A 26,120-nucleotide genomic window follows, 5' to 3' on the forward strand; every position below is an offset into this window, starting at 1 on the left:
AGGCGCGCCCTTTACTGACAGATGCGCGCCTCGCACTTCTTTCCGTGACAGCCCTGATCGAGGTGCAGATTGCCTTGGTGTGCGGCATCACCGTCGGGGCCGATGACGGTCATGAAGCGGTCGCAGCTCGCCTTGTGCAAGGCGCGCCAGAATGTCTGTTCCTCGGGCGATCCCTTCCAGCCTGTACCGAGTTCCGTCTTTTTCCCATTCTTGAACTTGAACGCGACGATATCGAGGGCATTGGCAAAGGCATGCTCCGAAACACGGCCCTTATGCCCGTTGTTTACCTTGCGGCACTGATAGTCTGAGCCGGTGGTGATGCTTTCGATTTCCGCTCCGAAATCCTTCTGGGCTTCCGCCTGCACCTCGACGATCCAATTCGCCAGCGAACCGGCCATTGCGCAGTTGGTGGTGATGGCGGCCGCAAATTTCACCGGATTGTCCTTGCCGATCGCCGTAATTTTCAAAGGCGAACGTTCGCCGCAGATGCCCTCCGACAATGGCGGTATGAGTGAGCCCTCGACTTCCCCGTTCATCAACGCTGGACAGGCGTTCTGGTAGACACGGTCCGGCGAGATGGAGGGATCGACTTTTTCAACACTCTCTTCCTGATCGCCCTTCTCGGTGTTTTTGCCGGTTTCTTCCGGTTTTGGCAGCGGATTGGGCCCCAGTTGCTCGCCAGCTTTCACGTCGGGCTTCGACGCTGGTTCGAGCTTGCTTTCCCCTGCAGCAGGTTTTTGCGAAGGAACCGGCGTTTCAGGATCCGCTTTCTGGATTTCCTCCTTGGGCTTCTCTTCCGGTTTAGGCGCTTCGGTCGATTGTGCCGCCCGGGGATTGGATTCAGGGATCGGCGGAACGACAGGCAGTGGCGCTGCCGTTGTGACCGCACGGGGCGGACGCCGGCGCCGTGCATCGGCGTCGTCGGGCGTCGTTATGATGGTTGTGCTTGCGATAAGGGCGGTGAAGGATAAAAGAAGTATGGACCTGCGAGAATGCTGCGAGAATAGGGTCATTATCGGCTCTACTCCTGTTGAGCGTCTAACCTAACGCCTCAACCGGGCCATGGGTTTCAAATAATGTGAGCCGCTGAAACAGGCGCGCCCCCGCTTGACATCCCTGGCCCTTCCCACTAGAAGCCACCCCAGCGCAGGGCCCAACGGCTCTGCGTTTCATTTGACGTGTCCCGTGAGTGATTTCGCAATGCGTGCGTGAATCATTCTGTCAGTCTTCACACAAAGGAGGCAGAGGAGGGCGCGTTTCCTTGAACCGGCGCGTGAGCTCCGGTTCGTATTTGTTGAAAGGAAATGCGATGAGCAAGCGCGAATCGTCCAAGTATAAAATTGACCGCCGTCTTGGCGAAAACATCTGGGGCCGTCCGAAGTCCCCGGTAAACCGCCGCGAATACGGCCCGGGCCAGCATGGCCAGCGCCGCAAGAGCAAGCTTTCCGACTTCGGTGTGCAGCTGCGCGCCAAGCAGAAGCTGAAGGGTTTCTACGGCGACATTTCGGAAAAGCAGTTCCGCAAGACCTATGAGGAAGCTGCACGCCGCAAGGGCGATACCGGCGAACAGCTGATCGGTTTGCTCGAGTCGCGTCTCGACGCGATCGTTTACCGCGCCAAGTTCGTTCCGACGATCTTCGCCGCGCGCCAGTTCGTCAACCACGGCCACGTCAACGTCAACGGCCGCCGCACGAACATCCAGTCCTATATCTGCAAGGCTGGCGACGTCATTGAAGTTCGCGAAAAGTCGAAGCAGCTCGTGATCGTTCTGGAATCGGTTCAGCTCGCTGAACGCGATGTTCCCGAGTATCTCGAAGTCGATCACAACAAGATGGTTGCCAAGTACAGCCGCGTTCCGGCTTTCTCCGACGTGCCATACGCTGTACAGATGGAACCGAACCTGGTCGTCGAATTCTATTCGCGTTAATCAGTTCTGAATTTCAGAAAAAGCCGCCCGGAGAAATCTCGGCGGCTTTTTTTTCAACCGGAGTCCGGCCATGACCGACCTTCAGGCTATCGTCGACAGTGTCTACAGCGACCTTTCCGGCCGCATCGGCGAGGGCAAACTTGCCGACTACATTCCGGAACTCGCGACGGTGGACCCGAAACAGTTCGGTATCGCTATGATAACGGTTGACGGGAAGATCCATGTCGCGGGCGATGCCGAAACCAATTTCTCCATACAAAGCATTTCCAAGGTGTTCACACTGACACTTGCGCTCGGCAAGATCGGCGACGGGCTGTGGAAGAGAGTCGGCCGTGAGCCTTCCGGCAACGCCTTCAATTCCATTGTCCAGCTGGAGCAGGAGAAGGGGAAGCCGCGCAATCCCTTTATCAATGCGGGTGCGATCGCGGTTGCGGACGTGGTTCTTGCCGGGCATCAGCCGCGGGAGGCGATCGGCGAAATCGTGCAGTTCATTCGCCACGTCGCCGATGATGAAACCATTGCCATCGACGAGAACGTTGCGCGTTCCGAAACGCAGACCGGCTATCGCAACATCGCGCTTGCCAATTTCATGCGCGCTTTCGGCAATCTCAATCATCCCGTCGAGCATGTCCTCGGGGTCTATTTCCACCATTGCGCTATCGCCATGTCGTGCCGCCAGCTGGCCCATGCCGGACTTTATCTCGCGTCGGCCGGCCGCAATCCGCTCAATGGCGGCAGCGTCGTTTCACCGGGCCGGGCGCGGCGCATCAACGCGCTGATGCTGATGTGCGGGCATTATGACGGCTCCGGCGATTTCGCCTATCGCGTCGGCCTGCCGGGCAAGAGCGGTGTTGGCGGCGGGATTCTTGCCGTGGCGCCGGGCAAAGCCTCGATTGCGGTCTGGTCGCCGGGATTGAACGAGAACGGCAACTCGCTGCTCGGGTCGGCCGCGCTCGAATTGCTCGCCCAGCGCACCGGCTGGTCCGTCTTCGGACAATGAAGGACTTGCCTTCGGCGATCCTGCGATGCAATTAAGGCGACGAACCGGATCGTAGCGGGATATTTCCATGACCATCCATGAGCTTGACCTCACCGACGCAAGCGGCTGCCATCCGATGTTTCTCGGCGTGCCGTCCTCCGTCGAGTTCAACAAGTTGCGCAAGCGGCTCCTGCGCCAAACGCGCCAGTCGCTCGAGGATTTCGCCATGGTCAAGCCCGGCGAGCGCTGGCTGATCGGACTTTCGGGCGGCAAGGACTCCTATGGTCTCCTGGCCTTGTTGCTCGATCTAAAATGGCGCGGTCTTCTGCCTGTCGAACTCCTCGCCTGCAATCTCGACCAGGGACAGCCGAATTTTCCCAAGCACATCCTGCCGGATTTCCTGAAGGCGAACGGTATCGAGCACCGCATCGAATATCAGGACACTTATTCGGTGGTCACGGACAAGATCGCCGAAAACCAGACCTATTGTTCGCTGTGCTCGCGCCTGCGTCGCGGACATCTCTACCGCGTCGCCCGGGAAGAGGGTTGCGCTGCGCTCGTCCTCGGCCATCACCGCGAGGACATTCTCGAAACCTTCTTCATGAACCTCTTCCACGGCGGACGGCTCGCAGCAATGCCGCCAAAGCTTCTCAACGACGAAGGCGACCTGATGGTGCTGCGGCCGTTGAGTTATTGCGCGGAAGATGATCTGGAAAAGTTTGCGGGCGCCATGCAGTTTCCGATCATTCCTTGCGATCTGTGCGGCAGCCAGGAGGGCCTGCAGCGCAACGCCATGAAGGCCATGCTGGCCGACATCGAAAGGCGCATGCCCGGCCGCAAGGAAACGATGATCCGCGCCCTCGCCAACACCCGGCCGAGCCATCTGCTCGACCGCAAGATCTTCGATTTTGCCGGGCTGGTGGCGGGTTGAAGGTGGATCCTCGGGCTATGCCCAGAGGGATGACCGCCACACCACGGCCGTCATGCGCGGAAAGCACCCATCATTCGAAGGGCGAGGATTATACAATCACGCACGCACCGACAGGTGTCCACCTACCTACCCAAAGACGCCCTCGCTTAACTACTCATCCGCTCACTACTCACTTCACGAATAGCTGTCGTAGCTCGCGTTGTCAGACTCCATCAGGCGGCGCAACACCGACAGACCCTGGCCGAGCTCCTGGCGGGTCGTCGGGACGGTCAGGCCGACGCGAACACGGTGAAACACCTTTTCGCTGCGTCCGGCCTTGAACTCGTCCTCGTCGTCAATCATCACGCCCTCATTGAGAGCGGCGTTCTTGAAAGTGCCGGAGAGCCATGGATCGGGCAGTTTCATCCACAGGAACGGAGAATGCGGCTGCGACGCGAATTCCATGCCGGTGAAGACGGAGCCCGCCAAAGCCTCGCGTGCGTTCACTTCCGCGCATACCTCGTTGCGGATGGTGTCAGCTTCGCCGGTATTGACCAGTTGGGCGCTCAGTTCCATCATTATGAAGGGAACGCCGCCGCTGACCATCTTGTGGGCCGTGAGGACGCGGGCCGAGAGGTGAGGCGGGCAGGCGACCCAGCCGCTGCGAATACCGGCGGCCACGGATTTCGACAGCCCGCCGATGTGAAATGTCCGCTCCGGCGCGAGTTCGGCAAGTTTGACATGATCGTGGCGGGTGAGCGAACCGTAGATCTCGTCTTCGATGAGCCAGACATTGTAGCGCCGCGCAATATCGACAATTGCGCGCCGGTCGTCTTCCGGCATGGTGACGGCCGTTGGATTATGCAACGAAGGCATCAGGAAGACGAGTTTCGGGTGCTGCTGGGCGCAATGCCGTTCGAAATCGCCAGGGGTGAGCGAGCCGCTCTCAGTCTGTATGATGATGCTTCTCCGTCCCATGAGGTTGGCGCTGCGGGCAGCCGAGCAATAGGTAAGTTCCTCGAAAGCGATGCGGTCGCCGGGAACCGTTACGGCGGCGATGATTGCGAGAATCGCGGAGTGAGCACCAAGGGTCGGAACAATCGAAGCGGGCTCCGGCACCCATCCCGCAGCTGATAGCCAGCGGCTGCCGGCTGCCTGCCAGGAGGCGGGCAGGGTGCGGCAGTAGCTCGCGACCTCCGAGGGATATTGCTTGGTGATGCCAGCCAGCAACCCTGCCATCGCTTCCGATTGGCCGACGTCGATGGCGGCCGTGCTATCGAGCCGTATTCTGCCAGGTTCGACCGCCTGGTTGCGCGTGCCGCCAAACGTCTCGGTGCGGGGGGACGGCTGCTCAAGTATCGGCTCCCGGCGCTCGGTGACATATGTCCCGCGACCGACTTCGCCGCTGACGAGGCCTCGCTCCCGAATGAGATTGTAAGCACGGCCCACGGTACCAATCGTGACACCGATATCGAAGGCAAGGTTGCGCTGCGGCGGAAGCTTCGTGCCGGGGGCGAGAACGCCTTCGGCAATGTCGGATTCAATACGCTCGGCCAACTGCAAATAAAGCGGGCCTTTGCCAGGTTCAAGGTTCGGAAGCCAATTTGTCATGGTAACAATTAATATATTGCGCTTCCAATTGAGTCAATACATAGAGACAATCATACAAAGTAAGAGTCAATGATCGGCTTAAAGGAGCCAATTATGAGCACAATAGAGACAATAGGCGCGGATCGCGCTGGCACGAGCGAAATTCGTCGGTCATCGACACCCTCGCGGACCGTGACAATTGTTGCGCTCGTCAGTTGGTTCGGTCGCGCAATGCTGAAGCGGCGCACGCGCATGCATCTAAGCGAGCTGAGCAACGAACTTCTCGAAGACATTGGCATTGCGCCCGCCGAAGCGCGACGCGAGGTGAAGCGCTTCTTCTGGGATTGATGCAACGTGCGGGCGCCGTACGCTCTTGTTCGGTGCAACGCTTATGACGAGATATTACGCAAGTGATGACATTTGGAGGCAGTAATGGGTACGACCTATATCGATCCCGCCAGGCCCGTTCATCCAGGCTTGGCAGTACATGCTCAGAGCAACCGTTTCGGCCGTCTGTTTGGCTGGGTGGGAAATGCAATCGACCGGCGGCGGTCGCGGCTTGAGCTTGGCTCCCTCGGCGAAGACGGGCTTAAGGACCTCGGCCTAACGCGCGATCACATCGAAGCCGATCTCGGTAACTACTTCTCGGGATAATCCCGCTATCAGTCCTACCGACGTTATCTTCGGGCTGTAAGTCCAAGGATCCGCCTGGAAACCATTTTCCGCGGTATATTTTTGCCCCCCTTTGCGTCATCCTCGGGCCCTTGGCCCGAGGATCCACCTGGAAGCTGTTGACCGTCGAAAGGAAAAATGGGTCCTCGGGTCAAGGGCCCGAGGATGACGGTGGAGAGGGGGCGCCTGCATGACGGTGGAGAGGGAGGCCCGGGCAACGCCAACGATGACCGCGACTCTAACCGCTCGCTGCGCAGGACGACTGTCCGCTCGCCCAGCGGCGAACGTCTGCTGCAATGCGATTGCCGGAAGAATGCATCATCAGCGGACCAAACGCCTCGACCTTTGCAGGGTTGCCCTCGGCATGAACGACGAGCAAAGGCCGTCCTCCGGGATTGCTCGCCGGTACGACGAGGATGCGCGGCCTTCCCGAATAGGAATCGAGTTCGGGGGCAAGACGGTAGGGCTTGAACGTTGCATCGCCGGACTTGAACCAGCAAGCATTGGCGGCGAGCGCAACGCGTTCCATCGTCGGCAGCGCGGCCTTCTCAGAATTGAAGGCAAGGCTGCCCGGTCCGGGCTTGCTCTTGGATTGGCATCCGGCGAGTGCAGCGAGCGAAATCATCAGGGCAATACCGATCGTCGGCGTCTTCATGCGGCGTTCTCCACGACTGCGCCACTTCGCGTGGGCGCAGAGGACATCTATGCATAAGCTGTCCGGAACCACTGTTCGGCACCGGGATTATGCGGGAAAGGGGATCAGGCGGTTTCGAGCTCCCCGAGGAATATTTTCAGGCCGTCCACCATCTCGTACCAGACGAGCGATAGCACCGGATCCTGAACAATCCGTTGCTCCAGCGCGTCGAACCTCGGGTAGGGAGCGAGCAGGTCAGGACGATTTGCCAATTGGCGGAAGGGGTTCATGACAAATCGGGTCGGCGTCAGCCATGCATCGGCCAGCGTCATCTCTTCACCGAGTGCATAAGGTCCATGGCCGAGCCGGTTTTCTATTTCCGCAAGACCGATCTCCAACTGCTTGAACAATTTGCTGATGCGCGCCTCGTCCTTCGACTTCATGAACAGCAGTTCAAGGAGTTCCATGGTAGGCGCGAGCACCTCAAGCTCCGCCGCGCGCGCCAGCATCCGCACAATAGCGCGGTCGCGCGAGTCGGCCGGCAAAAGCGGCGGCTCGGGAAAATGCTCTTCCAGATACTCGGCGATGACGGTGGCTTCGATCACCGTAAGGCCAGAGCCGGTAATCAGGACAGGGATTCGGTTGAAGGGCGAAATCGCGCGGAATTCCTCCGGGATGGGCGAGCCGGGCGGCGGCGCAACGATCTTGATCGGCGCCTGCTTGTAATAGGCAATGCAACGGATGATGGAGGAGAAGGGAGATAGCGGGCGGGAATATAGCTTCATTGAACGTTCCTCCATTTGAGCCGGCTATTTCTATGATTTGCCGGGCTCCTGCAGGAGCCTAACGAAATGGCGGGCGATATCAAGGACGACCAAAGGGATTGCTGATTGTCAGGCGATCTATGGTCATTCCATCCCCCATATCTTCGGACCAGAGCACCGAACTGCCGCTGTTGATGGCGCAAGCGACAACGAGGGAATCGAAGATCTGAAGATTATAGCGACGCGCAATCCTGATCGCTGTGTCGTGCGTGGCTAGGTCGAGTGTGACACGACAGTGGGGCACAGACGGCGTACAAGTGAAAGCGCCTCCTCGGTTTCTGTCCAATCCATGCGCAGCTTGCGGCGGGCGACATGCGTGAACTCGTTCAGAATCTGGACGCTGATGACTTTGTTCAGAAGTTCTTAGGCAGCCACTCCGAGGATACCGGCAAAAAGGGCGCGTCCGTCAGTGCCGCCATGCGCAGCTTCGATAAGGTTTTCCGGATGCGGCATGAGGCCGAGCACATTGCCCGCCTCGTTGACGACCCCAGCAATATCGTTGATCGAGCCGTTGGGATTGGTGCCCTCGGCGTAGCGGAAGACCACCTGGCCGTTGCCTTCGAGACGGGCAAGGGTTTCCGCGTCGGCAAAATAGTTGCCATCATGATGGGCGACGGGGGTGCGGATGATCTGGCCGTGGGAATAGCCGCGCGTAAATGCGGTATTCGCATTGGTGACTTCGAGCTTCACCTGGCGACAGACGAATTTCAGCGACGCATTGCGCATAAGCGCGCCAGGCAGGAGGCCCGCCTCGACGAGAATCTGGAAGCCGTTGCAAACGCCCATGACCATGACGCCCTTGTTCGCCTTCTCGCGGATTGCCTGCATGACCGGCATACGCGCCGCGATAGCGCCGCAGCGCAGATAATCGCCATAGGAGAACCCGCCAGGAATGACGATAAGATCGACATCGGGGATCTCGGTGTCCGTCTGCCACACCGTTTCGGGCGCGACGCCGGAGACGTCGGTCAAGGCCGCGATCATGTCGCGGTCACGATTGAGGCCGGGGAGAAGAACGACTGCTAATTTCATGGGTGTGGTTCAAACCTTGCTTGTGCTTCCGCGAGTTCCCGAAGTTCGAGACGGTTTTCGATGCGATCGAGACGGTCGTGAAGGGAGGACATCGACGCCCTGAGATTGTTCATCTCGCCCTCGAGCAGGTGCAGATGACTACGGACGCTAATACTATCCTGGCGCTGTTCGCGCCCGTTTTCCTTCCACGACGCAATGTCGCCCTGCATCTTCCGAAGAATTTCGTAAATCAGATCGGGCGATATACCGTCCATGGCGAATCCTCAAAAGTGATCAATCAATCGCCACACTATAATCTTCGATCACCGTATTTGCGAGAAGCTTCTCGCACATCGCCTTGAGATTGGCCTCTGCCGCGGCGCGGTCGGACGTGTTGAGTTCGACATCGAACACCTTGCCCTGGCGCACGGAACCAACGCCATCGAAACCGAGACTGCCCAATGCGCCGACAATTGCCTTGCCCTGCGGATCGAGAACGCCATTCTTCAGGGTTACAGTGACACGTGCCTTCATCGACTTGTCTTCTCCGAGCTGATTGGATGAGTGCTTATTTGACCAGAACCGGTCCCGCGGGGCGGGTCGGCTCGTTTTCATTCATGATTCCGAGACGCCGCGCGACTTCCTGGTAGGCTTCGATAAGCCCGCCCATGTCGCGGCGGAAACGGTCCTTGTCGAGTTTCTCAGCGGTCTGGCTGTCCCACAGCCGTGCCGAATCCGGCGAGAATTCGTCGGCGAGAACGATCCGCATGAGATCGCCTTCGTAGAGACGGCCGCATTCGATCTTGAAATCAACGAGCTGGATGCCGACACCGAGGAAAAGGCCGCTCAGGAAATCATTGACGCGGATGGCAAGCGCCATGATGTCGTCGATCTCCTGCGGTGCAGCCCAGCCGAACGCCGTGATGTGCTCTTCCGAAACCATAGGATCGTCGAGCTCGTCATTCTTGTAGTAGAACTCGATGATCGACCGTGGAAGGACGGTGCCTTCCTCGATGCCGAGACGCTTGGCCAGCGAACCGGCGGCGATATTGCGCACGACGACCTGGAGCGGAATGATCTCGACTTCCTTGATCAGCTGTTCGCGCATGTTGAGCCGGCGGATGAAATGCGTCGGGATGCCCATGCGGTTGAGCTGGCTGAAGATATACTCGGAAATGCGGTTGTTGAGGACGCCCTTGCCGTCGATCACTTCCGATTTCTTGGGATGCAGCACGGTGGTGTCGTCTTTGAAGTGCTGGACGAGTGTGCCTGGCTCTGGTCCTTCATAAAGGATTTTGGCTTTGCCTTCGTAGACACGGCGGCGACGGTTCATTGCAAATCTCGGTATTGGAGTTATCGGTCGGCCCCGGTTCTTAGCAGCGCCGTCATGTTGGCGCGCTAACTATCGTAAAAGCAAGCATTCTACAATGATCCTTTGTTAAGGTGCGCTGATTTGTGGAATATAGGTGCTCTATGAACGATCTACGACAAATTGATTCCAGCGGGTCATTTCGGTCTTTCGATTTCGTGCAGAATGGCTATATGAACCCAAGAAGCGAAAACATTGGGGAACTGCCTGAAAAACGCCCAAGGCCCGGATGTAGTTTAAGCATTGAACCAACCGATCATATTGCGGGAGCAACTGAGGATGACAATGGAAGATCGCAAAAACGCCTTTGAAAACAAGTATGCGCATGACGCAGAACTGCGTTTCAGGGCGGAGGCCCGCCGCAACAAGCTCCTCGGTCAATGGGCGGCCGAAAAGCTTGGCAAGAGCGGTGACGAAGCGGATGCCTATGTAAAGGAAGTCATCAAGGCGGATTTCCAGGAAGCTGGTGACGACGATGTCTTCCGCAAGATCCGCGCTGATTTCGATACGGCAGGTATCGACACGTCCGACCATCGTATCCGCCGCACCATGGAAGAACTGATGGTCGAGGCGATCCGCCAGATCGAAGGTTCCTGATCCGAGCCTGATGAACCCAAAAGCCCGGCCACAGCGCCGGGCTTTTTCATGGCGGTGACTTGACCCGCCGTGGCGGCGTTTCCCATACTCCGCCGCGAAATCGAAGAAGGATAAGAAACATGTCATTTGCGTCGCGCCTGAGGGCTGGGGAGACACTCTATTCCGGCTGGTCGAGCGTGACCGACCCACTGGTCATGGAAGCCTTGTGCCGGACCCCGCTCGATGCGGTGCTTCTCGACATGCAGCACGGCGCCCACGACACGGCGAGCGTCGTCGCGCTGACCGGCGTCCTGCGCGCAAACCAGAAGCCGGCATTGGTGCGTATCCCGGTCGGACGTTTCGACATGGCGAGCCGCGCGCTCGACATCGGGGTCGATGCCGTGGTGGCGCCTATGATCAATAGCGTCGAGGATGCGCGGCTTTTTGCTGCTTCGATGAAATATCCGCCGCTGGGCGAACGGTCATGGGGACAATTGCGCGGTCGGCCCGCGAGCTATGGGGAGGGCGGCTCCGGCGCGTATCTGCGCGAGTCCAATGAGTCGACGCTGGCCTTTGCAATGATAGAAACCATCGCCGCCTACGAGGTATTGGACGACATTCTCGGCGTCGAAGGCATCGATGGCATTTTCGTCGGCCCGTCGGATTTTTCCATCGCCTGGAGCAAGGGCGCCGAGGTCAATGCAGCTTCAGACGCGATCATTGAGCCACTGACAAAAATTGCCGCCAAAACCAAGGCCGCTGGCAAGTTCGCCGCGATCTATGCGGCGAACGCCGACATGGCCAATCGCTTCAGTGCGCTCGGCTATACTTACCTGGCGCTTGCCGTTGATACGGGCTACCTGACACTCGGCGTGCAAAGCATCCTTGATGGGCTGAAGAAAGCCTAAAGCCGCGACAGGAACTGCGCGAAGACCATCGAGCCTTCCGGCCAGGGGCCATGGCCGGATTCGGCGTTGAGGTGGCCGGATTCGCCTGCATCGATGAAAAGCGATCCCCAGGCGGCGGCAAGGTCCTCGGCGACCGCATAGTCGCAATAGTGATCGTTGCGGCTTGCAACGACAATCGAAGGAAAGGTGAAAGGTTCGCGCGGGTAGGGGCCGAACGTCATCAGGTGCTTTGGCCTGATCTTCGGGTTCGAAACGTCGGGCGGGGTGACTAGAAACGCGCCCTTCACCTTGTCGCCGATCTCCGGAATTGCATGGACGAATGTCGGAACACCAAGCGAATGGGCGACGATCACCACGGGTTTTGTCGCCGCTTTGACGGCCTTGACGACCGCGGCCACCCAGTCCTCGCGCACCGGTTTCGTCCACTCCGCCTGCTCGACGCGGCGGGCCGTGGATAGCTTGGCTTCCCAGCGGGTCTGCCAGTGATCGGGGCCGGAATTGGTGTAACCGGGAACGATGAGAATATCGACGTCTTTGACTTTCATGCAGCGTATTTAGGAGAATCACTTCGGGATCGCAACATTCCAAAAGTGTAGCACGCTCCGCAAAATCTCAGGAATGATGGCGCCGTCGCTGCACCTCAGCGGGCCCGCATGGTTAGTAAACAATCGTTGCTCTAAAGTTCAATATTTGTGAACAAGCTGTTCGCTGCTTTCGGCTTGTATCAAGCGCCGATAAATCCGACCTTACTGCGAACGAGATTTTTTCGAGGAAAGCATGGCGATCACACGCCGGGAACTGGTTGTTGGGTCTATTGCTTTCGTCGCAACAGCGGCAACTGCCCGCGCGGAGACGAGAATGGAAAACACATCTTTTGCGGCAACGGCGCCGGTCCACGTGTCGAAGGTCGGCATCAAGGCCAAGGACGCCGACACGCTGGCAAAATATTATCAGGAGGTCGTGGGCCTGCGCGAGATTTCGCGCAAAGGTCAATCGATCACTCTCGGAGCGGGGGAAACGCCCTTGCTTGAGATCGAGCAGGCAGATGCGGTGCGCGCGGACGATCCTCACAGCGCCGGCCTTTACCACACCGCATTCCTTCTGCCGGCCCGCGCTGATCTTGCCCGCTGGGCCAAGCGCGCCATCGAAAAGCGCACGCCTATCGTCGGTGCTTCCGATCATCTCGTCAGCGAGGCGATCTACCTGACCGATCCCGAGGGCAACGGCATCGAGATATATGCGGACCGCCCGCATGAGAGCTGGACCTGGAACGGTTCGTCGGTGGCAATGGGCACAGAGGCGCTCAATGTAGGCAACCTGGTTGCGGAACCCGGCAGCGAGACGCCCTGGTCGTCGGCTCCCGACGGTACAATGGTCGGACACCTGCATTTGCGCGTCGGCAATGCCAAGGACGCGGAGGCATGGTGGCACAAGGAGCTTGGTCTCGAAACCGTGGCAGGCTTCGGCGGCAGCGCCGTATTCATGTCGACGGGCGGCTATCACCACCACGTCGCGGCAAATTCCTGGCAAAGCCGCGGCGCGGGACGGCGTGACAATGACCGCTCGGGGCTTGCCTGGGCGGAATTCAGCTCGGCTACGGCCAATGACGAACGCGAAATCGTCGACCCCTGGGGCAATGTGATCCGCATCGTTCCTGCGAAACGCGGCTGACCGCCGATACTTCGGCAACGCGCGGCCTTTGAGGTCGAGCGTTTGCTGCATCAGTTTCCGAACACGCGCTTGAAGATCGTATCGACATGCTTGGTATGGTAGCCGAGGTCGAACTTCTCCCGGATTGTCTCTTCGGGCAGGGCCGCGCGCACGTCCGCATCGGCGAGAAGCTCTTCGAGGAAATCCTTGCCCTGTTCCCATACCTTCATGGCGTTGCGCTGCACCAGACGGTAGGAATCCTCACGCGACACGCCGGCCTGGGTGAGGGCGAGCAGCACGCGCTGCGAGTGGATGAGGCCCCGGAACTTGTTCATGTTCTTGAGCATGTTGTCCGGGTAGACGAGAAGCTTCTCGATGACGCCGGTGAGACGGGCCAGTGCGAAGTCGAGCGTAATTGTCGCGTCCGGACCGATCATGCGCTCGACGGACGAGTGCGAGATGTCGCGTTCGTGCCAAAGTGCAACATTTTCCATCGCCGGCAGGGCGAAGGCGCGGACCATGCGGGCAAGGCCGGTCATGTTCTCGGTGAGGACGGGATTGCGCTTGTGCGGCATGGCCGAAGAGCCCTTCTGGCCGGGAGAGAAATACTCTTCGGCTTCGAGGACTTCGGTGCGCTGCAGGTGGCGGATTTCAACGGACAGCCGTTCGATCGATGAAGCGATGACGCCAAGGGTGGCAAAGTACATGGCGTGGCGGTCGCGCGGAATGACCTGTGTCGAAACTGGTTCCGGCTGCATTCCCAATGCCTTGGCCACATGTTCTTCAACGTATGGATCGATATTGGCGAATGTCCCCACGGCACCGGATATGGCGCAGGTTGCGATCTCGGCCCGCGCCGCGACGAGGCGGCTGCGGCAGCGTTCGAACTCGGCATAGGCCTGGGCGAGCTTCACGCCAAAGGTGGTCGGCTCGGCATGGATGCCATGGCTGCGCCCGATCGTGACGGTATCCTTGTGCTCGAAGGCACGGGTCTTCAGCGCGGCGAGAAGCTTGTCGAGGTCGGCGAGAAGGATATCGCTTGCGCGCATCAGCTGCACGTTGAAGCAGGTGTCGAGGACGTCCGAGGACGTCATGCCCTGATGGACGAAGCGCGCATCCGGACCGACAATCTCGGCAAGGTGGGTCAGGAACGCGATAACATCGTGCTTGGTCTCACGCTCGATATCGTCGATGCGGTCGATGTCGAACGTTGCCTTGCCGCCCTTTTCCCAAATGGTTTTCGCCGCTTCCTTGGGGATGACTCCGAGTTCGGCAAGGGCATCGCAGGCATGGGCCTCGATTTCGAACCAGATGCGGAATTTCGTTTCCGGGGACCAGATGGCGACCATTTCCGGCCGCGAATAGCGCGGGATCATATGTGTTCCTGTCGGCGAAGAATTAAAAGTTGAGTGCGGTCTATCAGACCTTTGCCGATCGCTCAACGCAGGTTTTTGTCGTCGGCTTGCCTAGCGGCGCGTGGTCACTGCCATCCAGCGGTGATCGGGGCCTTCGAAGCCGAACGCCCTAATGGCGACAAGAACTGCAACAACCGGCGATGTGCCTTGAGGATAATAGGTTTGCACGGCGCCGATGCTGTAACCGAGCGGACAGCCCCGGCTTGTCGGCACCGTTTCGTCGGCATGGAGGAACTGCGGCGCAGCCCCGGGCTTGCCGTCGGCAAGTGTCAGGCGAAACCCCTTGATATCGCCCATGTTCTGGCACATCTCGCTTGCCGGCGCGGCGATTTCCTCCAGCGTGATGGTGAGGGCTGGATCAAGCGCCGGAAAAATCGGCCGGGGGTTCACCCTTACCTTAAAGGGATCGGCAGAAAGCTCCGTTACCGGATTCGAAGCTACGGTAAAGCCGATGTTTGCTTGCAACTCAACGTCGGTGAGCGATGTCAGGCCCTGCGCATCCCGCGCAGCCTTGTCGCGCGCCTCTTCGAGCGAAGAATGCTCATCGTCGAGGCGGACGCGCACCGGCGTCTTTGGCAGGAACTTGTCGTTTGCGGTATCGATGTAGAACCGGTTGGCATAGGGAAAGCCGGAACCGTCCTGAATACCGTATTCCTCGAAGGCGAAAACGCCGCCATCCTTGGAGAAGCCGAGAATATTGAGCTTCGCCGCATCGCCCGCATATGATGCAGTTGCCCCTGGAAACAGGCCGAGCAGCAAACCAATGGCAAGGCGGCGATACGGGCTCACGCGCTATTCACGCAGGCATTGCGAATGAGATCAATGTTATCGCGGTAAGATGCGCCCTTGAATACTGAGGATCCGGCAACCAGGGCATTTGCGCCGGCCGCCGTGGCAAGCGCTGCGGTTTCGGCGGTGACGCCGCCATCGACTTCAAGATCGATCGGCCTATCACCGATCATCGCTTTGATTTTGCGTATCTTTTCCAACGTCTCGTGGATGAATTTTTGGCCCCCGAAGCCAGGATTCACCGTCATGACCAGGATGAGGTCGATATCGTCCAGGACGTACTCAATGGCCGATTCCGGGGTTGCGGGGTTCAGCGCAACGCCAGCCTTCTTGCCAAGTGCGCGGATCGTTTGCAGCGAACGGTGCAGGTGCGGGCCGGCTTCTGCATGAACGGTGAGGATATCGGAGCCAGCCTTGGCGAAGGCTTCAAGATATGGATCGCAGGGTGCAATCATCAGGTGCGTATCGAAAACCGCGTCCGTCAACGGGCGGATGGCCTTGACCACCTCCGGGCCAAAGGTGATGTTCGGAACGAAGTGCCCGTCCATGACATCGATGTGCACCCAATCGGCGCCCGCGTCGAGGACGCTCGTTACTTCCACGCCGAGCTTCGAGAAATCCGACGCGAGAATGGATGGGGCAATGACGAGCGGACGGCTCATGTTCAGTCTCCGGAATTTAAAACTTGCGCGCCGTTACCATGCGCGTTCCGGTGGCACAACCGAAACCGGTCTAGATCAGCGATTTCCACACCGGATAGGGATCGTTCGCGGCTGGCGTCGCGGCATATATGCCGCGGGCAATCGCCCGTGACATGGTCGAAGCGGCTGCCGCGCAAAGATCGATGAATTCACCAACCTCCGGCATGCGGCCGCTCGTGCCGGTCGCAAGTGCGAATATGAGGTCGCCGTCAAATGGCGTATGGGAAGGCCAGATGGCACGGGCAAAGCCGTCATGGGCGGCGATAGCCAGGCGCTTGGCCTGCGCCTTGGTCAGCACAAGATCGGTCGCGATGACGCCGAGAGTGGTGTTCGAGCCCGCTGCTTCGCTGAATTTGGTTCTAATCTCACTGGTGTCGGCGGGAAGCGGATGGGGCAGGCCATGACCGCCGAACTCCGCGCCCATTTCAAAAGGCGCGGCCCAAAAATGCTTGCCTCTGCCAATCGTCACCGACCCAAGCGCGTTGACCGCAACGAGCGCGCCGATGGTTGCGCCGCTCGCCAGCATTGAAGAGGCTGAGCCGAGCCCGCCCTTCAATCCGGCCACCGTGGCGCCGGTACCAGCTCCGGCGGTCCCGATTTCGAATGCGGGCGATGCCGACTGGACGGCGGCGTAGCCAAGTTCGCGATAGGGCGGGAAGCGTCCCCAATCCTTGTCGCCCCCATTCATCATGTCGAAGAGGATCGCAGCCGGAACGATCGGAATGCGGTGACCGCCGACCTCGAAGCCGACACCCTTTTCGCGCAACGCCGCCTGAACGCCCGAGGCTGCGTCGAGCCCGAAAGCAGAGCCACCCGACAGTACAAGCGCGTTGATCGATCCAACCGTGTTGTGCGGTTCGAGAAGGTCGGTTTCACGCGTTCCCGGGGCGCCGCCGAGAACCTGCACGGCGGCGGACGCCGGCGTATCGCAGAGGATCACGGTTGTGCCGGACTTTACCTTTTCGTCGCTCGCGTTGCCGACACGCACGCCAGCCACATCGGTTATGAGGTTGCGGGGACCTGCCTTAACGCCGGCCATCACTTCGCCTCCAGGACGAATTGCGTTCCGTCGAACTTCTGTACCCAGTAAGTATCCGCAATCCGCTCGCCCAGGGCATCGAACTGGACGGTGCCCAGCGCTGTCTTAAAAGCATTCTTGTGCAGGAGTTCGCTGAGGGAACCCGGCTGCGCCTGCGCACCGGCAAGAACCTGCAAGGCGATCTCGGTCGCGGCATAGGCCGGTATGACGTAGCCTTCCGGGACTTTCCCGGCAAGTTCGACAGCGTTTTTCGCGTTGCGGGCGCTGTCGAGCTTTTCCGCGTCGCGCGGGGCTATCATCAGGGTTCCGGCGGCAAGGTCGCTGCCGTTGCCGACAGTACCGAGCGCCTCGCCGCTGACGATGGTGAGCGGGTAGGACAGGGCGACGGCGCTGCGCCCGATGGCTGCAACGTCGTCGCGCTCGCCGCCGACGAAAACCTGCGTGGCGCCCGCGCGCTTGAGCCGGCCGACCAGTGCGTTTTGATTGTCGAGGCCGGGGCGATAGGTATCGGCGAAAACAGGCTTCAGCCCCTTCTCCTCAAGCCGTGCGCGCACGCCGGAGGCAAGTTCACGGCCGAAGATGGTGCCGTCGTCAATGATCGCGAAGGGTGTGGAATGCCATAGCTGCGCAAGAATATCGCCGGTTTCCGTTACCTCACTCTGTTCGGACGGGGCGAGCCGGAAAACTGCATAGGGTTGCTCGGCTCGCCGTTCGGTCAGTGTTCGCGACCGCACCCCCGGACTTATGACCGGGATGCCCTTCTGGTTGAGGATCGGCAAGGCGGCCTCCAATGCGTCGGCGCAAAGGAAACCGACGACGATCATGACGTTGGCCTGTACCATTTGCCTCGCAGCGGCCTCGCCACCGGCTGAGTCGCACTTGTCGTCGGCGGTGGTGATCGATATCGCCTGGCCTTTTCCGGCAGTGTTTACCGCCACGGTGCTGCCATCGACCACTTGCATGCCGAGGCGCGCAAAGGGACCCGAAAGCGGCGCAATAACGCCAATCCTGTCCTCCGCATGTGCGACACTCGAGACCAGAAGGCCAAGGAATGTTGCGGCGCGTAGCAAGCGGTTCATCAAGAGCGGGCCATTTCGTGTTGTATGGTAACCAGTTACATTATTTCGGTAACTGTTTCCTTCATTCCGCGCAATTGGGGTCTATATAATAATAGGATCGAACAAAAATTTGTCCGCACTCTTTGGTTGTGGCGATTGTTGCGATACTGATGCTGCAGATACGGAATTGAAAATTTGCTTATAGCCAAGGATCAGAAGATCGAGCCGCTCGCGTTCCGCAATGCGATGAGCCATTTCGCGGAAGCCGTGCATATTATCACGACCGATGGTCCGGCCGGACGTCGTGGCGTGACGGTTTCGGCTGTCTGTTCCGTTTCCGACAATCCTGCAACGATGCTCGTCTGCCTCAACCGCGAGCATGAACTCAATCATCTCTTCATCGAAAACCAGGTCTTTGCGCTGAACACCCTCTCGCTTGGCCAGCAGGCGTTGTCCGAAGCCTTCTCCGGCAGGGGCGATCTTGCGCAGCAGGACAGGTTCTCCCTCGGCCACTGGCACACGTTGCAGACAGGTGCGCCCGTTCTCGTCGATGCATTGGCAAGCTTTGACTGCCGCATCGTCGCCACGCACGAGGTCGCCACCCACTACGTGATCTATGGCAAGGTGACGGCGCTCAACATGGGTGATCCGGCCAAATCCCTGATCTATCTCAACCGATCGTACCACTCCGCCGGAGACTAGGACCAGCATGGGCAAGCAAGCCGTTTCGTCCCTGCCGCAATCGATCGAGGCCACCTTGGCCCTGCTCGAATCCGGCGGGTACGTTGCGGACCGGGCCTTGGCGACCGTTTTGTTCCTGAGCTTGCGCATGAAGCGGCCGCTGTTTCTTGAAGGCGAGGCGGGAGTCGGCAAGACAGAGATCGCCAAGGTGCTGGCGACGACCCTCGGCCGTCCGCTTATCCGGCTGCAGTGCTATGAGGGCCTCGACGTATCCTCGGCGGTCTACGAGTGGAACTATGCGGCGCAGATGATCGAGATCCGGCTCGACGAGGCAAGCGGCGTCATCGACAAGAATGCGATCGAGCGGAACGTGTTTTCCGAAAAGTTCCTGATCCGGAGGCCGGTGCTGCAGGCGCTTTCGGGCGAGCAGGGTAAAGCGCCGGTCTTCCTGATTGATGAACTCGACCGCACGGACGAGGCGTTCGAAGCCTTCCTGCTTGAAGTGCTGTCGGATTATCAGGTTACGATCCCGGAGCTTGGCACCATTCGGGCGAATGAGCCGCCGCTTGTCATCATAACCACCAATCGTACACGTGAAATCCATGACGCGCTGAAGCGGCGCTGCCTCTACCACTGGGTGGATTACCCCTCGGCGGAACGCGAGCTCGAAATTGTCCGCCGCAAGGTGCCGGCCGCCAATGAGCGCCTATCGGATGAGATCGTCCGCTATGTCCAAAAGCTGCGCGAAGTCGACCTCTTCAAGCTGCCTGGCGTAGCCGAGACCATCGACTGGGCTGGGGCCCTGACGGAGATGGACAAGCTCGCCCTAGATCCCGAAGCCGTATCCGATACGATCGGCGTGCTCCTGAAATACCAGGACGATATTGCCCGCATCGCCGGCGGCGAAGGGCGCCGCATCCTTGACGAAGTCAAGTCGGAGATACGCCAATCGGCCGCCAGCTTGAATGCCGTCTGACATGGCGGCGCTCGAACCATCACCGCAGGCGGCGGGTTCGGGCAGTCATCTTGCGGACAATATCGTCTATTTCGCCCGGACCCTGCGCAAGGCAGGCATGCGCGTCGGTCCAGCCTCCGTCCAGGATGCAATCCAGGCGGTGCTCATCGGCGGCATCGGATCGAGGGATGACTTCTACTGGACACTGCACAGTGTTTTCGTAACGCGCCGCGAGGACCATGCGACATTCGATGAGGCGTTCCGCCTTTATTGGCGCTCACGTGAACTGATCGAAAAGATGCTGGCAATGTTCTCCCCGGTCGCGATGGCGCAGGACCGGGAACGGTCAAGGGCAGCGGAAGCGCGGGTCGCCGAGGCGTTGCTCAGGGGCAATGGTCAGCCAGAACCGGGTCAACGGCCGCCAGAGATCGATATCGACGCCCGCTTTACATTTTCCGGCAAGGAAGTCTTGCGGGCCAAGGATTTTGCGCAGATGAGCGCCGCTGAGCTCGGTCGGGCGCGACGCGCCATGAGCGAACTCACCCTGCCGCTCGATGAGGTCGAAACCAGGCGCTACCGCAGCGATCCGCGTGGGAGACGCATCGACCCGCGGGCCATGATGCGGGCAAGTCTGCGCACGGGAGGCGATCTCATCCTGCCAAAGTTTCGTTCGCGCCGCGTCGTCCACCCGCCGCTCGTCGTGCTTGCGGATATTTCCGGCTCAATGAGCCAGTACACGCGCATCTTTCTGCATTTCATGCATGCGATCATGGAGAGGCGACGGCGTGTTCATTGCTTCGTCTTCGGCACGCGTCTCAGCAACATTACGCGGCCATTACGCTACCGCGATCCTGACGATGCCATTGCGCGGTGCACCGATGTTGTAAAGGACTGGTCCGGCGGCACGCGCATCGGTGAGACATTGCATGAATTCAACAGGCAATGGTCGCGCCGCGTCCTGACCCAGGGCGCCGTGGTCCTGCTCATTACCGATGGTCTTGAGCGGGAGGATACAATCGAACTCGAAGCGGAGATGGAGCGGCTGTCGAAATCGTGCCGGCGTCTGATCTGGCTCAATCCCTTGCTGCGCTTTGAAGGCTTCGAGCCGCGCGCCCGGGGCGTTCGGGCAATGCTTCCCTATGTCGATGACTTTCGCGCCGTGCATAACCTTGAAGCCCTGGACGATCTGTGCAAGGCGCTCGGCCGGCCGCGCGAGCGCAACGACGATCCGAAACGCTGGCTCGCCCGGGCGACCCCTTCCCATGCGCCGGGATCGCACCCATATTGAGCCTGCTGGAGGGCACGATGATGCTGGAATCCAATCAACAAACACTTGATCCGCTGATGACCGCGCAGGATTGGATGTCCGATGGCCGGGATGTCGCCATCGCGACCGTCATCGAAACGTGGGGGTCGGCGCCAAGGCCGGTCGGCAGCCATCTGGTCATCGATCGCTCCGGCAATTTCGAAGGTTCGGTATCGGGCGGCTGCGTCGAAGGCGCGGTTATCGCTGAGGCCATGGGCGTGATCGAGAGCGGCGAGCCGCGCATGCTCGAGTTCGGGGTTGCCGATGAAACGGCATGGCAGGTCGGGCTTTCCTGTGGCGGACGCATCAGGGTTTATGTGGAGCGGCTGGGCTGATCGTGGATCCCTTTTGCCTCAAGAAACTCAACGAAGAGCGACGCGCACGCCGCGCCGCGATCCTCCTGACTGATATTGGGGATGGCCGCGACCGGGTGATCCGTCAGGGCGATCCTGTCGCCGGTGCGCTGGCCCACGCGGTTCGAACTGCATTCCTGTCGGGCCGGTCCGGAATTGCCGATGTGGATGGCCGGTCCTTTTTTCTGAATGTGCATCTGCCGCCGCCACGCCTCGTTGTTATCGGAGCGGTCCACATCAGCCAGGCATTGGCGCCCATGGCGAAGGTTGCCGGCTATGACATGGAAATCATCGATCCGCGCACGGCCTTTGCGACCGAGGAGCGCTTTCCGGATGTCGTGCTTCACGCCGAATGGCCGCAAGACGTGCTGGAAGCCCGCCCGCTCGACCCCTATACGGGCGTGGCCGCAGTGACACATGACCCGAAGATCGACGATCCGGCGCTCGCGGCTGCATTGACATCCGGCTGCTTTTACGTCGGCGCGCTCGGCAGCCGTAAAACACATGCAAAGAGGGTGGAGCGGCTCAAGCTTCTGGGGCTTGCTGACGAACAGATCAGCCGGATCAGCGCGCCAATAGGACTTGATATCGGGGCCGCCAGTCCCGCGGAGATCGCCGTCGCGATTATCGCCGAGGTCGTCAAGACATTCCGTGCGCGCGAACTGCAGCCATTGCAGCAATTGGACCGAACCGCATGATATTCGGTGAAATGCCACTCGACGATGCGGTCGGTGCGATACTCGCCCACTCAACCCACGCGAGCGGGCTCAAGCTGAAAAAGGGGCATATGCTTACAGCCGCCGATATCACGGGGCTCCGGGCCGCAGGCGTCAGGCACGTCATTGCGGCGCGGCTGGAAAGCGGCGATCTCGAAGAGAACGCCGCGGCCGAGCAAATCACCAAATCGCTTGATGTATTCAATGTCCGGCTGGGGACCGCAACGACGGGCCGCGTCAACTGCTACGCCGAAAAAGCCGGGCTTTTTGCTGTCGATGCCGATCTCGTCAATGCCATCAATGCGGTTGATCCGGCCGCAACGATTGCAACCTTGAAACCATTCGAGCGTGTTGAACTCGGCCAAATGGTTGCGACGATCAAGATCATTCCATTTGCAGTTCCGGCGCAAGTCATTGATCGCATCGCAATGCTGGCGCGCGGGCGCGTGGCGATTGGCGTCCATGCCTTTACCGGCGCGCGCGTCGGCCTGGCCCAGACGACCTTGCCGTCGGTGAAGACGAGCGTACTCGACAAGACCCGCCGCGTCATCGAAGCGCGCATAGCCGGAAATCATGGTGAACTGACGGCCGAGCGGCGGACCACCCATTCCGAAAGCGCGCTTGCGGAGGCCATTCGCGACCTGCATCGATCGAACGACATCGTCATCGCATTCGGCGCATCCGCGGTGGTCGATGCCGGCGATGTCGTGCCGGCGGCCATCAGGCAGGCCGGGGGCGTTGTGCATCATGTCGGCATGCCGGTCGACCCAGGCAATCTCCTGGTGCTTGGCGAACTCGGCGGCAAGCCGGTCATTGGTGCGCCGGGCTGTGCGCGCAGTCCAAAGGAAAATGGCTTCGACTGGGTGCTCGAGCGCCTCATGGCAAATGTGCCCGTCACGAAGGAAGATGTCATCGGCATGGGCGTAGGGGGCTTGCTTATGGAGATAACATCTCGGCCGCAGCCGCGTGATCCGCGACCCGCCGCGTCGCGCGCCGATGTGGCGATCGCGGTGCTTGCGGCGGGACAGTCGACACGCATGAACGGATCAAACAAGCTGCTCGCGACTTTCGCCGGCATGCCTTTGATCCGGCGCTCGACCCTGACTGCGATCGAAGCGGGCGGGCGTCCGGTCATTGCCGTTCTCGGCCATATGGCCGAGCAATGTAGCGCGGCGCTCGAGGGCCTGAATGTCGTCATCGCGCTCAACAAGGATTACGCGAGCGGCCTAGCATCCTCGCTGCAAACCGCGATCCGGCATGTGCCCGCTTCGGCGGACGGTGTCCTGATGTTGCTTGCCGACATGCCGGCGCTTTCGAGCGAGCACGTTGAGACGATGATCAGGCGTTTCAGCGAGGCAGGGGGTCAGTCGATCGTGCGGGCGACCTTTGATGGTAAGCGCGGCAACCCCGTGCTTTTGCCACGCCAATTATTTGACGAAGTCTTCACGCTTGCCGGTGATGTCGGTGCCCGTCATCTGATCGAGCGGGGCGATTTTCCGCTGATCGATGTTGAACTTGGCGAGGCAGCGGCTATTGATGTCGACACGCCGGACATGCTCAATCGCGCCGGCGGCACGATCGCCCTGCCGAACCCTTAGGACTAACATTGCTGAAACCCATCCTCTTCGCCGCGTTCGCTCTGCTGTGCCTCACCGCGCCCGTTTCCGCCGTGCAGCTCGATCCGTACAAGGACGATCTGTTTGCCTATCCCGGTCTTCTCAAAAGCGCGGATGGCGGCGACTATGTGGTTGTGGATTATAATGAACTGCGGGATATCAATGGCCGCGACACGGTGCCGGAACGGCGGGTCAAGCCGAACTATGTGTCCTTGCAGCCGAAACGCTCGCAAAAGGATCTCGTGGTCACGACCGACAGCGGGTCGGTCAAGGTCATGGCCGTGGGCAATCTCGACAGCCCGGCCGTCATCACGATCTACCTGCACGGGCAGGGCGGAAATCGGCAGCAGGGGATGAACGATTTCACGTTCGGCGGCAATTTCAATCGGCTGAAGAACCTCATGGACCGGAACAACGGTCTATACCTCACGCCGGATTTCACCGATTTCGGCGACAAGGGTGCAGCGCAGGTTGCTGGCTTGATTGCTCATTTCAAGGCGCAGTCGCCGCAAGCGAAACTGTTCGTTGCCTGCGGATCGATGGGGGGAATGTTATGCTGGCGGCTTGCGGACGATCCAAAGGCGGCAAAGGATATTTCCGGTTTGCTGATCCTCGGATCACTTTGGGACGATCACTTCATCGGCTCCGCTTCGTTCAAGCGCCGCATACCGGTGTTCTTCGGCCACGGTAGCCGAGACCCTGTCTTTGCCATCGACAAGCAGGAAGCCTTCTACCAGCAGATCCGGGCTTCCGCCAAAGGCTATCCCGTGCGCTTTACCCGGTTTGAAAGCGGCAACCACGGCACGCCTATCCGAATGACGGACTGGCGCGGCGCGTTAAACTGGATGCTGTCGGTCGCACCCTGAGTGTCCTGGTGTTGTGGCAATAAAGTCCCATTGTGGCAGTTGTGCCACTAGACAAATGGCGAAAAGCGAATAGTTTCCGGCCTATATCCAATACTGCGATGAGACTTTGCGGAGAGACCCATGCGCCTGCCTGAAATACTGAGCCGAATTGCCCCTTTGGCGGTTCTTATTCCCCTGGCAGCATGCTCCACGACCGGCCAGCCTCCACTGGTTCCGATGATCCCCACATTCGCGCCGGTTCGCCCGCCGGTGGATTCAGCACTGGCAGAACCCTGCATCCAGGCGGCGGCAGTCAAATACTTCCTCTCCGAAAGCAACATCAAGGCCGTTGAAGCGGAATCGATGGGCGGTGGCGTAAGCCAGGTGCGCCTCAAAGCGGATATTCGCGATGCCATGTGCACCGTAACCGACAAGGGCAAGGTCCGCTCGATCGTCGACACCATGCCGAAGAGCGCAGACCAGGCTGCAGCCGACGAGGCTGCGGCACGCAAGGCCACGAACCCGGCCCCAGCGGCAGCGCCCGCTGCGACGCCGGCAAAAAAGAACAAGAAAACCAGCAGCTAAGCGGTCTTTCCTTTATAATTTCAGCAGCGCGGCCATGGCCGCGCTGTTTTCATTAGGGAAGCTTCGGCGCAAGGACTTTGAGTTCGCCGGCGCGAACGGCAATCTTGACGTCGCGCGGCAGGGGGATCAGTTCGCCATCGATCGTGGCCTTGGCGCCGCGCCGCAGGTGCGGGAAGTGCAGCTCGACCTTTCGGGCCACAACTTCATCGACGTCCGGGTTGCTGCGCCACGAGCCGGTGAGCACCGTGAAGGCCAGCTTGAGAAGGGCGGCCGGCGTCAATTTTCCAGCAATATAAACGCCGAGCTCGCCACGGTTGACGACTTCGGGAACCGGCAAGACACCGTGGCCATAGGCATTGTTGGCGACGGAAATGGCGGAAACGGTTCGCTCGATGGTGGTTCCGTCGACGACCATGCGAACGAGGAATTTAGGCGGGCGGCCCATGGCTTTGGCAAAGGCACGCATGCTGGCGAGCCGCTTGCCCCAACGCGAGCGATATTCCAGAGTGTTGCGAACCTGAATCATCTGCGGCTGGAAGCCGATCGAGAACTGATGGACGAAACTTTCGTCATTGGCCGTTGAAATATCGACAGCTTCGATCGAGCCGGTCGCAAGACTTTCAAGCGCAGCGTTGAGGTCGAGCGGGATCTTAAGTGCTCGGGCGAAAAGGTTCATCGTGCCGGCTGGTAGGACGGCGAGGGGTATTTGCGACTTCCATGCGAAGTCCGCGGCTGCGGAGATCGTACCGTCACCGCCGCCGGCCATGAGCACATGATCGCCCGGCTCGGCGCAGACGCGTTCAAGCGCTTTGATAAGCTTCTTGCCCGGGATGATCTCGCTTTCGAACGTATGCCCATGGCTTTCGAAGATGGACTTTGCCGTCGCTGCGAACGCTTCCATGTCCATCGTGCGAAAGGTGCCGCCATCGCGGTTGAAAACGGCATGGACTTTCATGTCTGATCCTTGTTCAGCGGGAAGCGCGGCGAGGTGAGCGGAAGATGGTCAATTGC

Annotated in this window: 31 protein-coding genes; 16 read left to right on the forward strand and 15 right to left on the reverse strand. The window is 59.9% G+C overall.

The annotated features are described in order from the left end of the window. Nucleotides 1-11: 11 nt before the first annotated feature. Entirely contained in the window at nucleotides 12-1,013 is a 1,002-nt protein-coding gene (locus BLR72_RS04645; RefSeq protein WP_091945563.1) for an extensin-like domain-containing protein, read from the reverse strand. 296 nt (nucleotides 1,014-1,309) lie between these two features. Here BLR72_RS04645 and rpsD point away from each other — a divergent pair, with 296 nt between their 5' ends. The 3 genes from rpsD (at nucleotide 1,310) to ttcA (ending at nucleotide 3,837) form a co-directional block, all read left to right on the forward strand. Then, a complete protein-coding gene (rpsD, locus tag BLR72_RS04650; protein WP_027231636.1) occupies nucleotides 1,310-1,927 on the forward strand; it encodes a 30S ribosomal protein S4 in 618 nt (205 codons plus the stop codon). Between the two features lie 70 nt (nucleotides 1,928-1,997). Further along, nucleotides 1,998-2,927 (forward strand): glutaminase, encoded by a 930-nt coding sequence (locus BLR72_RS04655; RefSeq protein ID WP_091945566.1) that lies wholly within the window; start codon nucleotides 1,998-2,000, stop codon nucleotides 2,925-2,927. Nucleotides 2,928-2,994: 67 nt separating this feature from the next. Beyond that, complete coding sequence (ttcA, locus tag BLR72_RS04660) at nucleotides 2,995-3,837, forward strand: tRNA 2-thiocytidine(32) synthetase TtcA (RefSeq protein WP_091945570.1); 843 nt, start codon at nucleotides 2,995-2,997, stop codon at nucleotides 3,835-3,837. 174 nt (nucleotides 3,838-4,011) lie between these two features. On the opposite strand, the gene BLR72_RS04665 is transcribed toward ttcA, so the two are convergent. Beyond that, nucleotides 4,012-5,427: an aminotransferase-like domain-containing protein gene (locus BLR72_RS04665; protein WP_091945573.1), complete on the reverse strand. Its 1,416-nt coding sequence runs from the start codon at nucleotides 5,425-5,427 to the stop codon at nucleotides 4,012-4,014. A gap of 93 nt (nucleotides 5,428-5,520) precedes the next feature. Between BLR72_RS04665 and BLR72_RS04670 the strand changes: the two genes are divergently transcribed. Both BLR72_RS04670 and BLR72_RS04675 read left to right on the forward strand, forming a co-directional pair. Further along, a complete protein-coding gene (locus BLR72_RS04670) occupies nucleotides 5,521-5,754 on the forward strand; it encodes a DUF1127 domain-containing protein (protein WP_139202494.1) in 234 nt (77 codons plus the stop codon). 84 nt (nucleotides 5,755-5,838) lie between these two features. Next, the gene (locus BLR72_RS04675; RefSeq protein WP_027231632.1) at nucleotides 5,839-6,060 is read left to right on the forward strand and encodes a DUF1127 domain-containing protein; all 222 of its coding nucleotides are present in this window, start codon (nucleotides 5,839-5,841) and stop codon (nucleotides 6,058-6,060) included. A gap of 256 nt (nucleotides 6,061-6,316) precedes the next feature. On the opposite strand, the gene BLR72_RS04680 is transcribed toward BLR72_RS04675, so the two are convergent. From BLR72_RS04680 to purC, 6 genes are all read right to left on the reverse strand, one after another. After that, complete coding sequence (locus BLR72_RS04680; protein ID WP_027231631.1) at nucleotides 6,317-6,733, reverse strand: hypothetical protein; 417 nt, start codon at nucleotides 6,731-6,733, stop codon at nucleotides 6,317-6,319. A gap of 104 nt (nucleotides 6,734-6,837) precedes the next feature. Continuing rightward, nucleotides 6,838-7,497, reverse strand: a complete 660-nt coding sequence (locus tag BLR72_RS04685) for a glutathione S-transferase family protein (protein WP_091945581.1) — start codon at nucleotides 7,495-7,497, stop codon at nucleotides 6,838-6,840. A gap of 402 nt (nucleotides 7,498-7,899) precedes the next feature. After that, nucleotides 7,900-8,568 (reverse strand): phosphoribosylformylglycinamidine synthase subunit PurQ, encoded by a 669-nt coding sequence (purQ, locus tag BLR72_RS04690; RefSeq protein ID WP_091945585.1) that lies wholly within the window; start codon nucleotides 8,566-8,568, stop codon nucleotides 7,900-7,902. Then, nucleotides 8,565-8,822, reverse strand: coding sequence for a hypothetical protein (locus tag BLR72_RS04695; RefSeq protein ID WP_091945588.1), 258 nt, complete (start codon nucleotides 8,820-8,822; stop codon nucleotides 8,565-8,567). The genes purQ and BLR72_RS04695 overlap by 4 nt, the downstream gene beginning before the upstream one ends. A 19-nt stretch (nucleotides 8,823-8,841) precedes the next feature. Beyond that, the gene (gene purS / locus BLR72_RS04700) at nucleotides 8,842-9,081 is read right to left on the reverse strand and encodes a phosphoribosylformylglycinamidine synthase subunit PurS (protein WP_027231627.1); all 240 of its coding nucleotides are present in this window, start codon (nucleotides 9,079-9,081) and stop codon (nucleotides 8,842-8,844) included. Between the two features lie 34 nt (nucleotides 9,082-9,115). Then, nucleotides 9,116-9,880 (reverse strand): phosphoribosylaminoimidazolesuccinocarboxamide synthase, encoded by a 765-nt coding sequence (gene purC, locus BLR72_RS04705; protein ID WP_027231626.1) that lies wholly within the window; start codon nucleotides 9,878-9,880, stop codon nucleotides 9,116-9,118. A 315-nt stretch (nucleotides 9,881-10,195) separates the two neighbouring features. On the opposite strand from purC, the gene BLR72_RS04710 reads away from it, so the two are divergent. Further along, on the forward strand, nucleotides 10,196-10,513 hold the full coding sequence (locus BLR72_RS04710) for a DUF1476 domain-containing protein (RefSeq protein WP_027231625.1): 318 nt from the start codon (nucleotides 10,196-10,198) through the stop codon (nucleotides 10,511-10,513). Between the two features lie 119 nt (nucleotides 10,514-10,632). Next, entirely contained in the window at nucleotides 10,633-11,400 is a 768-nt protein-coding gene (locus BLR72_RS04715; RefSeq protein ID WP_091945593.1) for an HpcH/HpaI aldolase family protein, read from the forward strand. On the opposite strand, the gene BLR72_RS04720 is transcribed toward BLR72_RS04715, so the two are convergent. Next, nucleotides 11,397-11,945 carry an RBBP9/YdeN family alpha/beta hydrolase gene (locus tag BLR72_RS04720; protein ID WP_091945598.1) on the reverse strand — a complete coding sequence of 183 codons (549 nt, stop codon included), beginning with the start codon at nucleotides 11,943-11,945 and terminating at the stop codon, nucleotides 11,397-11,399. The genes BLR72_RS04715 and BLR72_RS04720 overlap by 4 nt on opposite strands. A 313-nt stretch (nucleotides 11,946-12,258) precedes the next feature. Here BLR72_RS04720 and BLR72_RS04725 point away from each other — a divergent pair, with 313 nt between their 5' ends. Next, nucleotides 12,259-13,071 carry a VOC family protein gene (locus tag BLR72_RS04725; protein ID WP_244506615.1) on the forward strand — a complete coding sequence of 271 codons (813 nt, stop codon included), beginning with the start codon at nucleotides 12,259-12,261 and terminating at the stop codon, nucleotides 13,069-13,071. 50 nt (nucleotides 13,072-13,121) lie between these two features. Here BLR72_RS04725 and purB read toward each other — a convergent pair whose 3' ends face one another. The 5 genes from purB to BLR72_RS04750 form a co-directional block, all read right to left on the reverse strand. Continuing rightward, nucleotides 13,122-14,426 (reverse strand): adenylosuccinate lyase, encoded by a 1,305-nt coding sequence (gene purB / locus BLR72_RS04730; RefSeq protein ID WP_027231621.1) that lies wholly within the window; start codon nucleotides 14,424-14,426, stop codon nucleotides 13,122-13,124. 90 nt (nucleotides 14,427-14,516) lie between these two features. Beyond that, entirely contained in the window at nucleotides 14,517-15,254 is a 738-nt protein-coding gene (locus BLR72_RS04735) for a DUF2259 domain-containing protein (RefSeq protein WP_091945607.1), read from the reverse strand. After that, a complete protein-coding gene (rpe, locus tag BLR72_RS04740; protein ID WP_091945608.1) occupies nucleotides 15,251-15,916 on the reverse strand; it encodes a ribulose-phosphate 3-epimerase in 666 nt (221 codons plus the stop codon). Before rpe ends, BLR72_RS04735 begins: the two co-directional genes overlap by 4 nt. Nucleotides 15,917-15,986: 70 nt before the next feature. Beyond that, the gene (locus BLR72_RS04745) at nucleotides 15,987-16,994 is read right to left on the reverse strand and encodes a P1 family peptidase (RefSeq protein ID WP_091945611.1); all 1,008 of its coding nucleotides are present in this window, start codon (nucleotides 16,992-16,994) and stop codon (nucleotides 15,987-15,989) included. Further along, nucleotides 16,994-18,073 (reverse strand): branched-chain amino acid ABC transporter substrate-binding protein, encoded by a 1,080-nt coding sequence (locus BLR72_RS04750; protein WP_091945614.1) that lies wholly within the window; start codon nucleotides 18,071-18,073, stop codon nucleotides 16,994-16,996. The genes BLR72_RS04745 and BLR72_RS04750 overlap by 1 nt, the downstream gene beginning before the upstream one ends. Before the next feature lie 225 nt (nucleotides 18,074-18,298). Here BLR72_RS04750 and BLR72_RS04755 point away from each other — a divergent pair, with 225 nt between their 5' ends. The 8 genes from BLR72_RS04755 to BLR72_RS04790 all read left to right on the forward strand — a co-directional run bounded on the left by BLR72_RS04755 (nucleotide 18,299) and on the right by BLR72_RS04790 (nucleotide 25,109). Then, nucleotides 18,299-18,754: a flavin reductase gene (locus tag BLR72_RS04755; protein ID WP_051615011.1), complete on the forward strand. Its 456-nt coding sequence runs from the start codon at nucleotides 18,299-18,301 to the stop codon at nucleotides 18,752-18,754. Nucleotides 18,755-18,761: 7 nt separating this feature from the next. After that, entirely contained in the window at nucleotides 18,762-19,709 is a 948-nt protein-coding gene (locus tag BLR72_RS04760; protein ID WP_091945617.1) for an AAA family ATPase, read from the forward strand. Further along, a complete protein-coding gene (locus tag BLR72_RS04765) occupies nucleotides 19,699-20,976 on the forward strand; it encodes a vWA domain-containing protein (RefSeq protein ID WP_244506616.1) in 1,278 nt (425 codons plus the stop codon). Before BLR72_RS04760 ends, BLR72_RS04765 begins: the two co-directional genes overlap by 11 nt. Before the next feature lie 17 nt (nucleotides 20,977-20,993). Further along, entirely contained in the window at nucleotides 20,994-21,329 is a 336-nt protein-coding gene (locus BLR72_RS04770; protein WP_175492266.1) for an XdhC family protein, read from the forward strand. Nucleotides 21,330-21,331: 2 nt separating this feature from the next. Continuing rightward, on the forward strand, nucleotides 21,332-22,045 hold the full coding sequence (locus BLR72_RS04775) for an XdhC family protein (protein WP_091945622.1): 714 nt from the start codon (nucleotides 21,332-21,334) through the stop codon (nucleotides 22,043-22,045). Further along, nucleotides 22,042-23,661 (forward strand): NTP transferase domain-containing protein, encoded by a 1,620-nt coding sequence (locus tag BLR72_RS04780; RefSeq protein WP_091945625.1) that lies wholly within the window; start codon nucleotides 22,042-22,044, stop codon nucleotides 23,659-23,661. Before BLR72_RS04775 ends, BLR72_RS04780 begins: the two co-directional genes overlap by 4 nt. 11 nt (nucleotides 23,662-23,672) lie before the next feature. Then, a complete protein-coding gene (locus BLR72_RS04785; protein ID WP_244506639.1) occupies nucleotides 23,673-24,545 on the forward strand; it encodes an alpha/beta hydrolase in 873 nt (290 codons plus the stop codon). Between the two features lie 120 nt (nucleotides 24,546-24,665). Then, complete coding sequence (locus BLR72_RS04790) at nucleotides 24,666-25,109, forward strand: hypothetical protein (RefSeq protein WP_036814356.1); 444 nt, start codon at nucleotides 24,666-24,668, stop codon at nucleotides 25,107-25,109. A 52-nt stretch (nucleotides 25,110-25,161) separates the two neighbouring features. Here BLR72_RS04790 and BLR72_RS04795 read toward each other — a convergent pair whose 3' ends face one another. Further along, nucleotides 25,162-26,064, reverse strand: a complete 903-nt coding sequence (locus BLR72_RS04795) for a diacylglycerol/lipid kinase family protein (protein ID WP_027231610.1) — start codon at nucleotides 26,062-26,064, stop codon at nucleotides 25,162-25,164. Nucleotides 26,065-26,120: the final 56 nt, after the last annotated feature.

The sequence above is a fragment of the Phyllobacterium sp. YR620 genome, assembly GCF_900104165.1.
Taxonomy (GTDB): Bacteria; Pseudomonadota; Alphaproteobacteria; order Rhizobiales; family Rhizobiaceae; genus Phyllobacterium; species Phyllobacterium pellucidum.

Coding starts and splice junctions, on each gene's coding strand:
- BLR72_RS04645 (WP_091945563.1), bottom strand. CDS start 1,013: ATGACCCTATTCTCGCAGCATTCTCGCAGGTCCATACTTCTTTTATCC.
- rpsD (WP_027231636.1), top strand. CDS start 1,310: ATGAGCAAGCGCGAATCGTCCAAGTATAAAATTGACCGCCGTCTTGGC.
- BLR72_RS04655 (WP_091945566.1), top strand. CDS start 1,998: ATGACCGACCTTCAGGCTATCGTCGACAGTGTCTACAGCGACCTTTCC.
- ttcA (WP_091945570.1), top strand. CDS start 2,995: ATGACCATCCATGAGCTTGACCTCACCGACGCAAGCGGCTGCCATCCG.
- BLR72_RS04665 (WP_091945573.1), bottom strand. CDS start 5,427: ATGACAAATTGGCTTCCGAACCTTGAACCTGGCAAAGGCCCGCTTTAT.
- BLR72_RS04670 (WP_139202494.1), top strand. CDS start 5,521: ATGAGCACAATAGAGACAATAGGCGCGGATCGCGCTGGCACGAGCGAA.
- BLR72_RS04675 (WP_027231632.1), top strand. CDS start 5,839: ATGGGTACGACCTATATCGATCCCGCCAGGCCCGTTCATCCAGGCTTG.
- BLR72_RS04680 (WP_027231631.1), bottom strand. CDS start 6,733: ATGAAGACGCCGACGATCGGTATTGCCCTGATGATTTCGCTCGCTGCA.
- BLR72_RS04685 (WP_091945581.1), bottom strand. CDS start 7,497: ATGAAGCTATATTCCCGCCCGCTATCTCCCTTCTCCTCCATCATCCGT.
- purQ (WP_091945585.1), bottom strand. CDS start 8,568: ATGAAATTAGCAGTCGTTCTTCTCCCCGGCCTCAATCGTGACCGCGAC.
- BLR72_RS04695 (WP_091945588.1), bottom strand. CDS start 8,822: ATGGACGGTATATCGCCCGATCTGATTTACGAAATTCTTCGGAAGATG.
- purS (WP_027231627.1), bottom strand. CDS start 9,081: ATGAAGGCACGTGTCACTGTAACCCTGAAGAATGGCGTTCTCGATCCG.
- purC (WP_027231626.1), bottom strand. CDS start 9,880: ATGAACCGTCGCCGCCGTGTCTACGAAGGCAAAGCCAAAATCCTTTAT.
- BLR72_RS04710 (WP_027231625.1), top strand. CDS start 10,196: ATGACAATGGAAGATCGCAAAAACGCCTTTGAAAACAAGTATGCGCAT.
- BLR72_RS04715 (WP_091945593.1), top strand. CDS start 10,633: ATGTCATTTGCGTCGCGCCTGAGGGCTGGGGAGACACTCTATTCCGGC.
- BLR72_RS04720 (WP_091945598.1), bottom strand. CDS start 11,945: ATGAAAGTCAAAGACGTCGATATTCTCATCGTTCCCGGTTACACCAAT.
- BLR72_RS04725 (WP_244506615.1), top strand. CDS start 12,259: ATGGAAAACACATCTTTTGCGGCAACGGCGCCGGTCCACGTGTCGAAG.
- purB (WP_027231621.1), bottom strand. CDS start 14,426: ATGATCCCGCGCTATTCGCGGCCGGAAATGGTCGCCATCTGGTCCCCG.
- rpe (WP_091945608.1), bottom strand. CDS start 15,916: ATGAGCCGTCCGCTCGTCATTGCCCCATCCATTCTCGCGTCGGATTTC.
- BLR72_RS04745 (WP_091945611.1), bottom strand. CDS start 16,994: ATGGCCGGCGTTAAGGCAGGTCCCCGCAACCTCATAACCGATGTGGCT.
- BLR72_RS04750 (WP_091945614.1), bottom strand. CDS start 18,073: ATGAACCGCTTGCTACGCGCCGCAACATTCCTTGGCCTTCTGGTCTCG.
- BLR72_RS04755 (WP_051615011.1), top strand. CDS start 18,299: ATGAGCCATTTCGCGGAAGCCGTGCATATTATCACGACCGATGGTCCG.
- BLR72_RS04760 (WP_091945617.1), top strand. CDS start 18,762: ATGGGCAAGCAAGCCGTTTCGTCCCTGCCGCAATCGATCGAGGCCACC.
- BLR72_RS04765 (WP_244506616.1), top strand. CDS start 19,699: ATGCCGTCTGACATGGCGGCGCTCGAACCATCACCGCAGGCGGCGGGT.
- BLR72_RS04770 (WP_175492266.1), top strand. CDS start 20,994: ATGATGCTGGAATCCAATCAACAAACACTTGATCCGCTGATGACCGCG.
- BLR72_RS04780 (WP_091945625.1), top strand. CDS start 22,042: ATGATATTCGGTGAAATGCCACTCGACGATGCGGTCGGTGCGATACTC.
- BLR72_RS04790 (WP_036814356.1), top strand. CDS start 24,666: ATGCGCCTGCCTGAAATACTGAGCCGAATTGCCCCTTTGGCGGTTCTT.
- BLR72_RS04795 (WP_027231610.1), bottom strand. CDS start 26,064: ATGAAAGTCCATGCCGTTTTCAACCGCGATGGCGGCACCTTTCGCACG.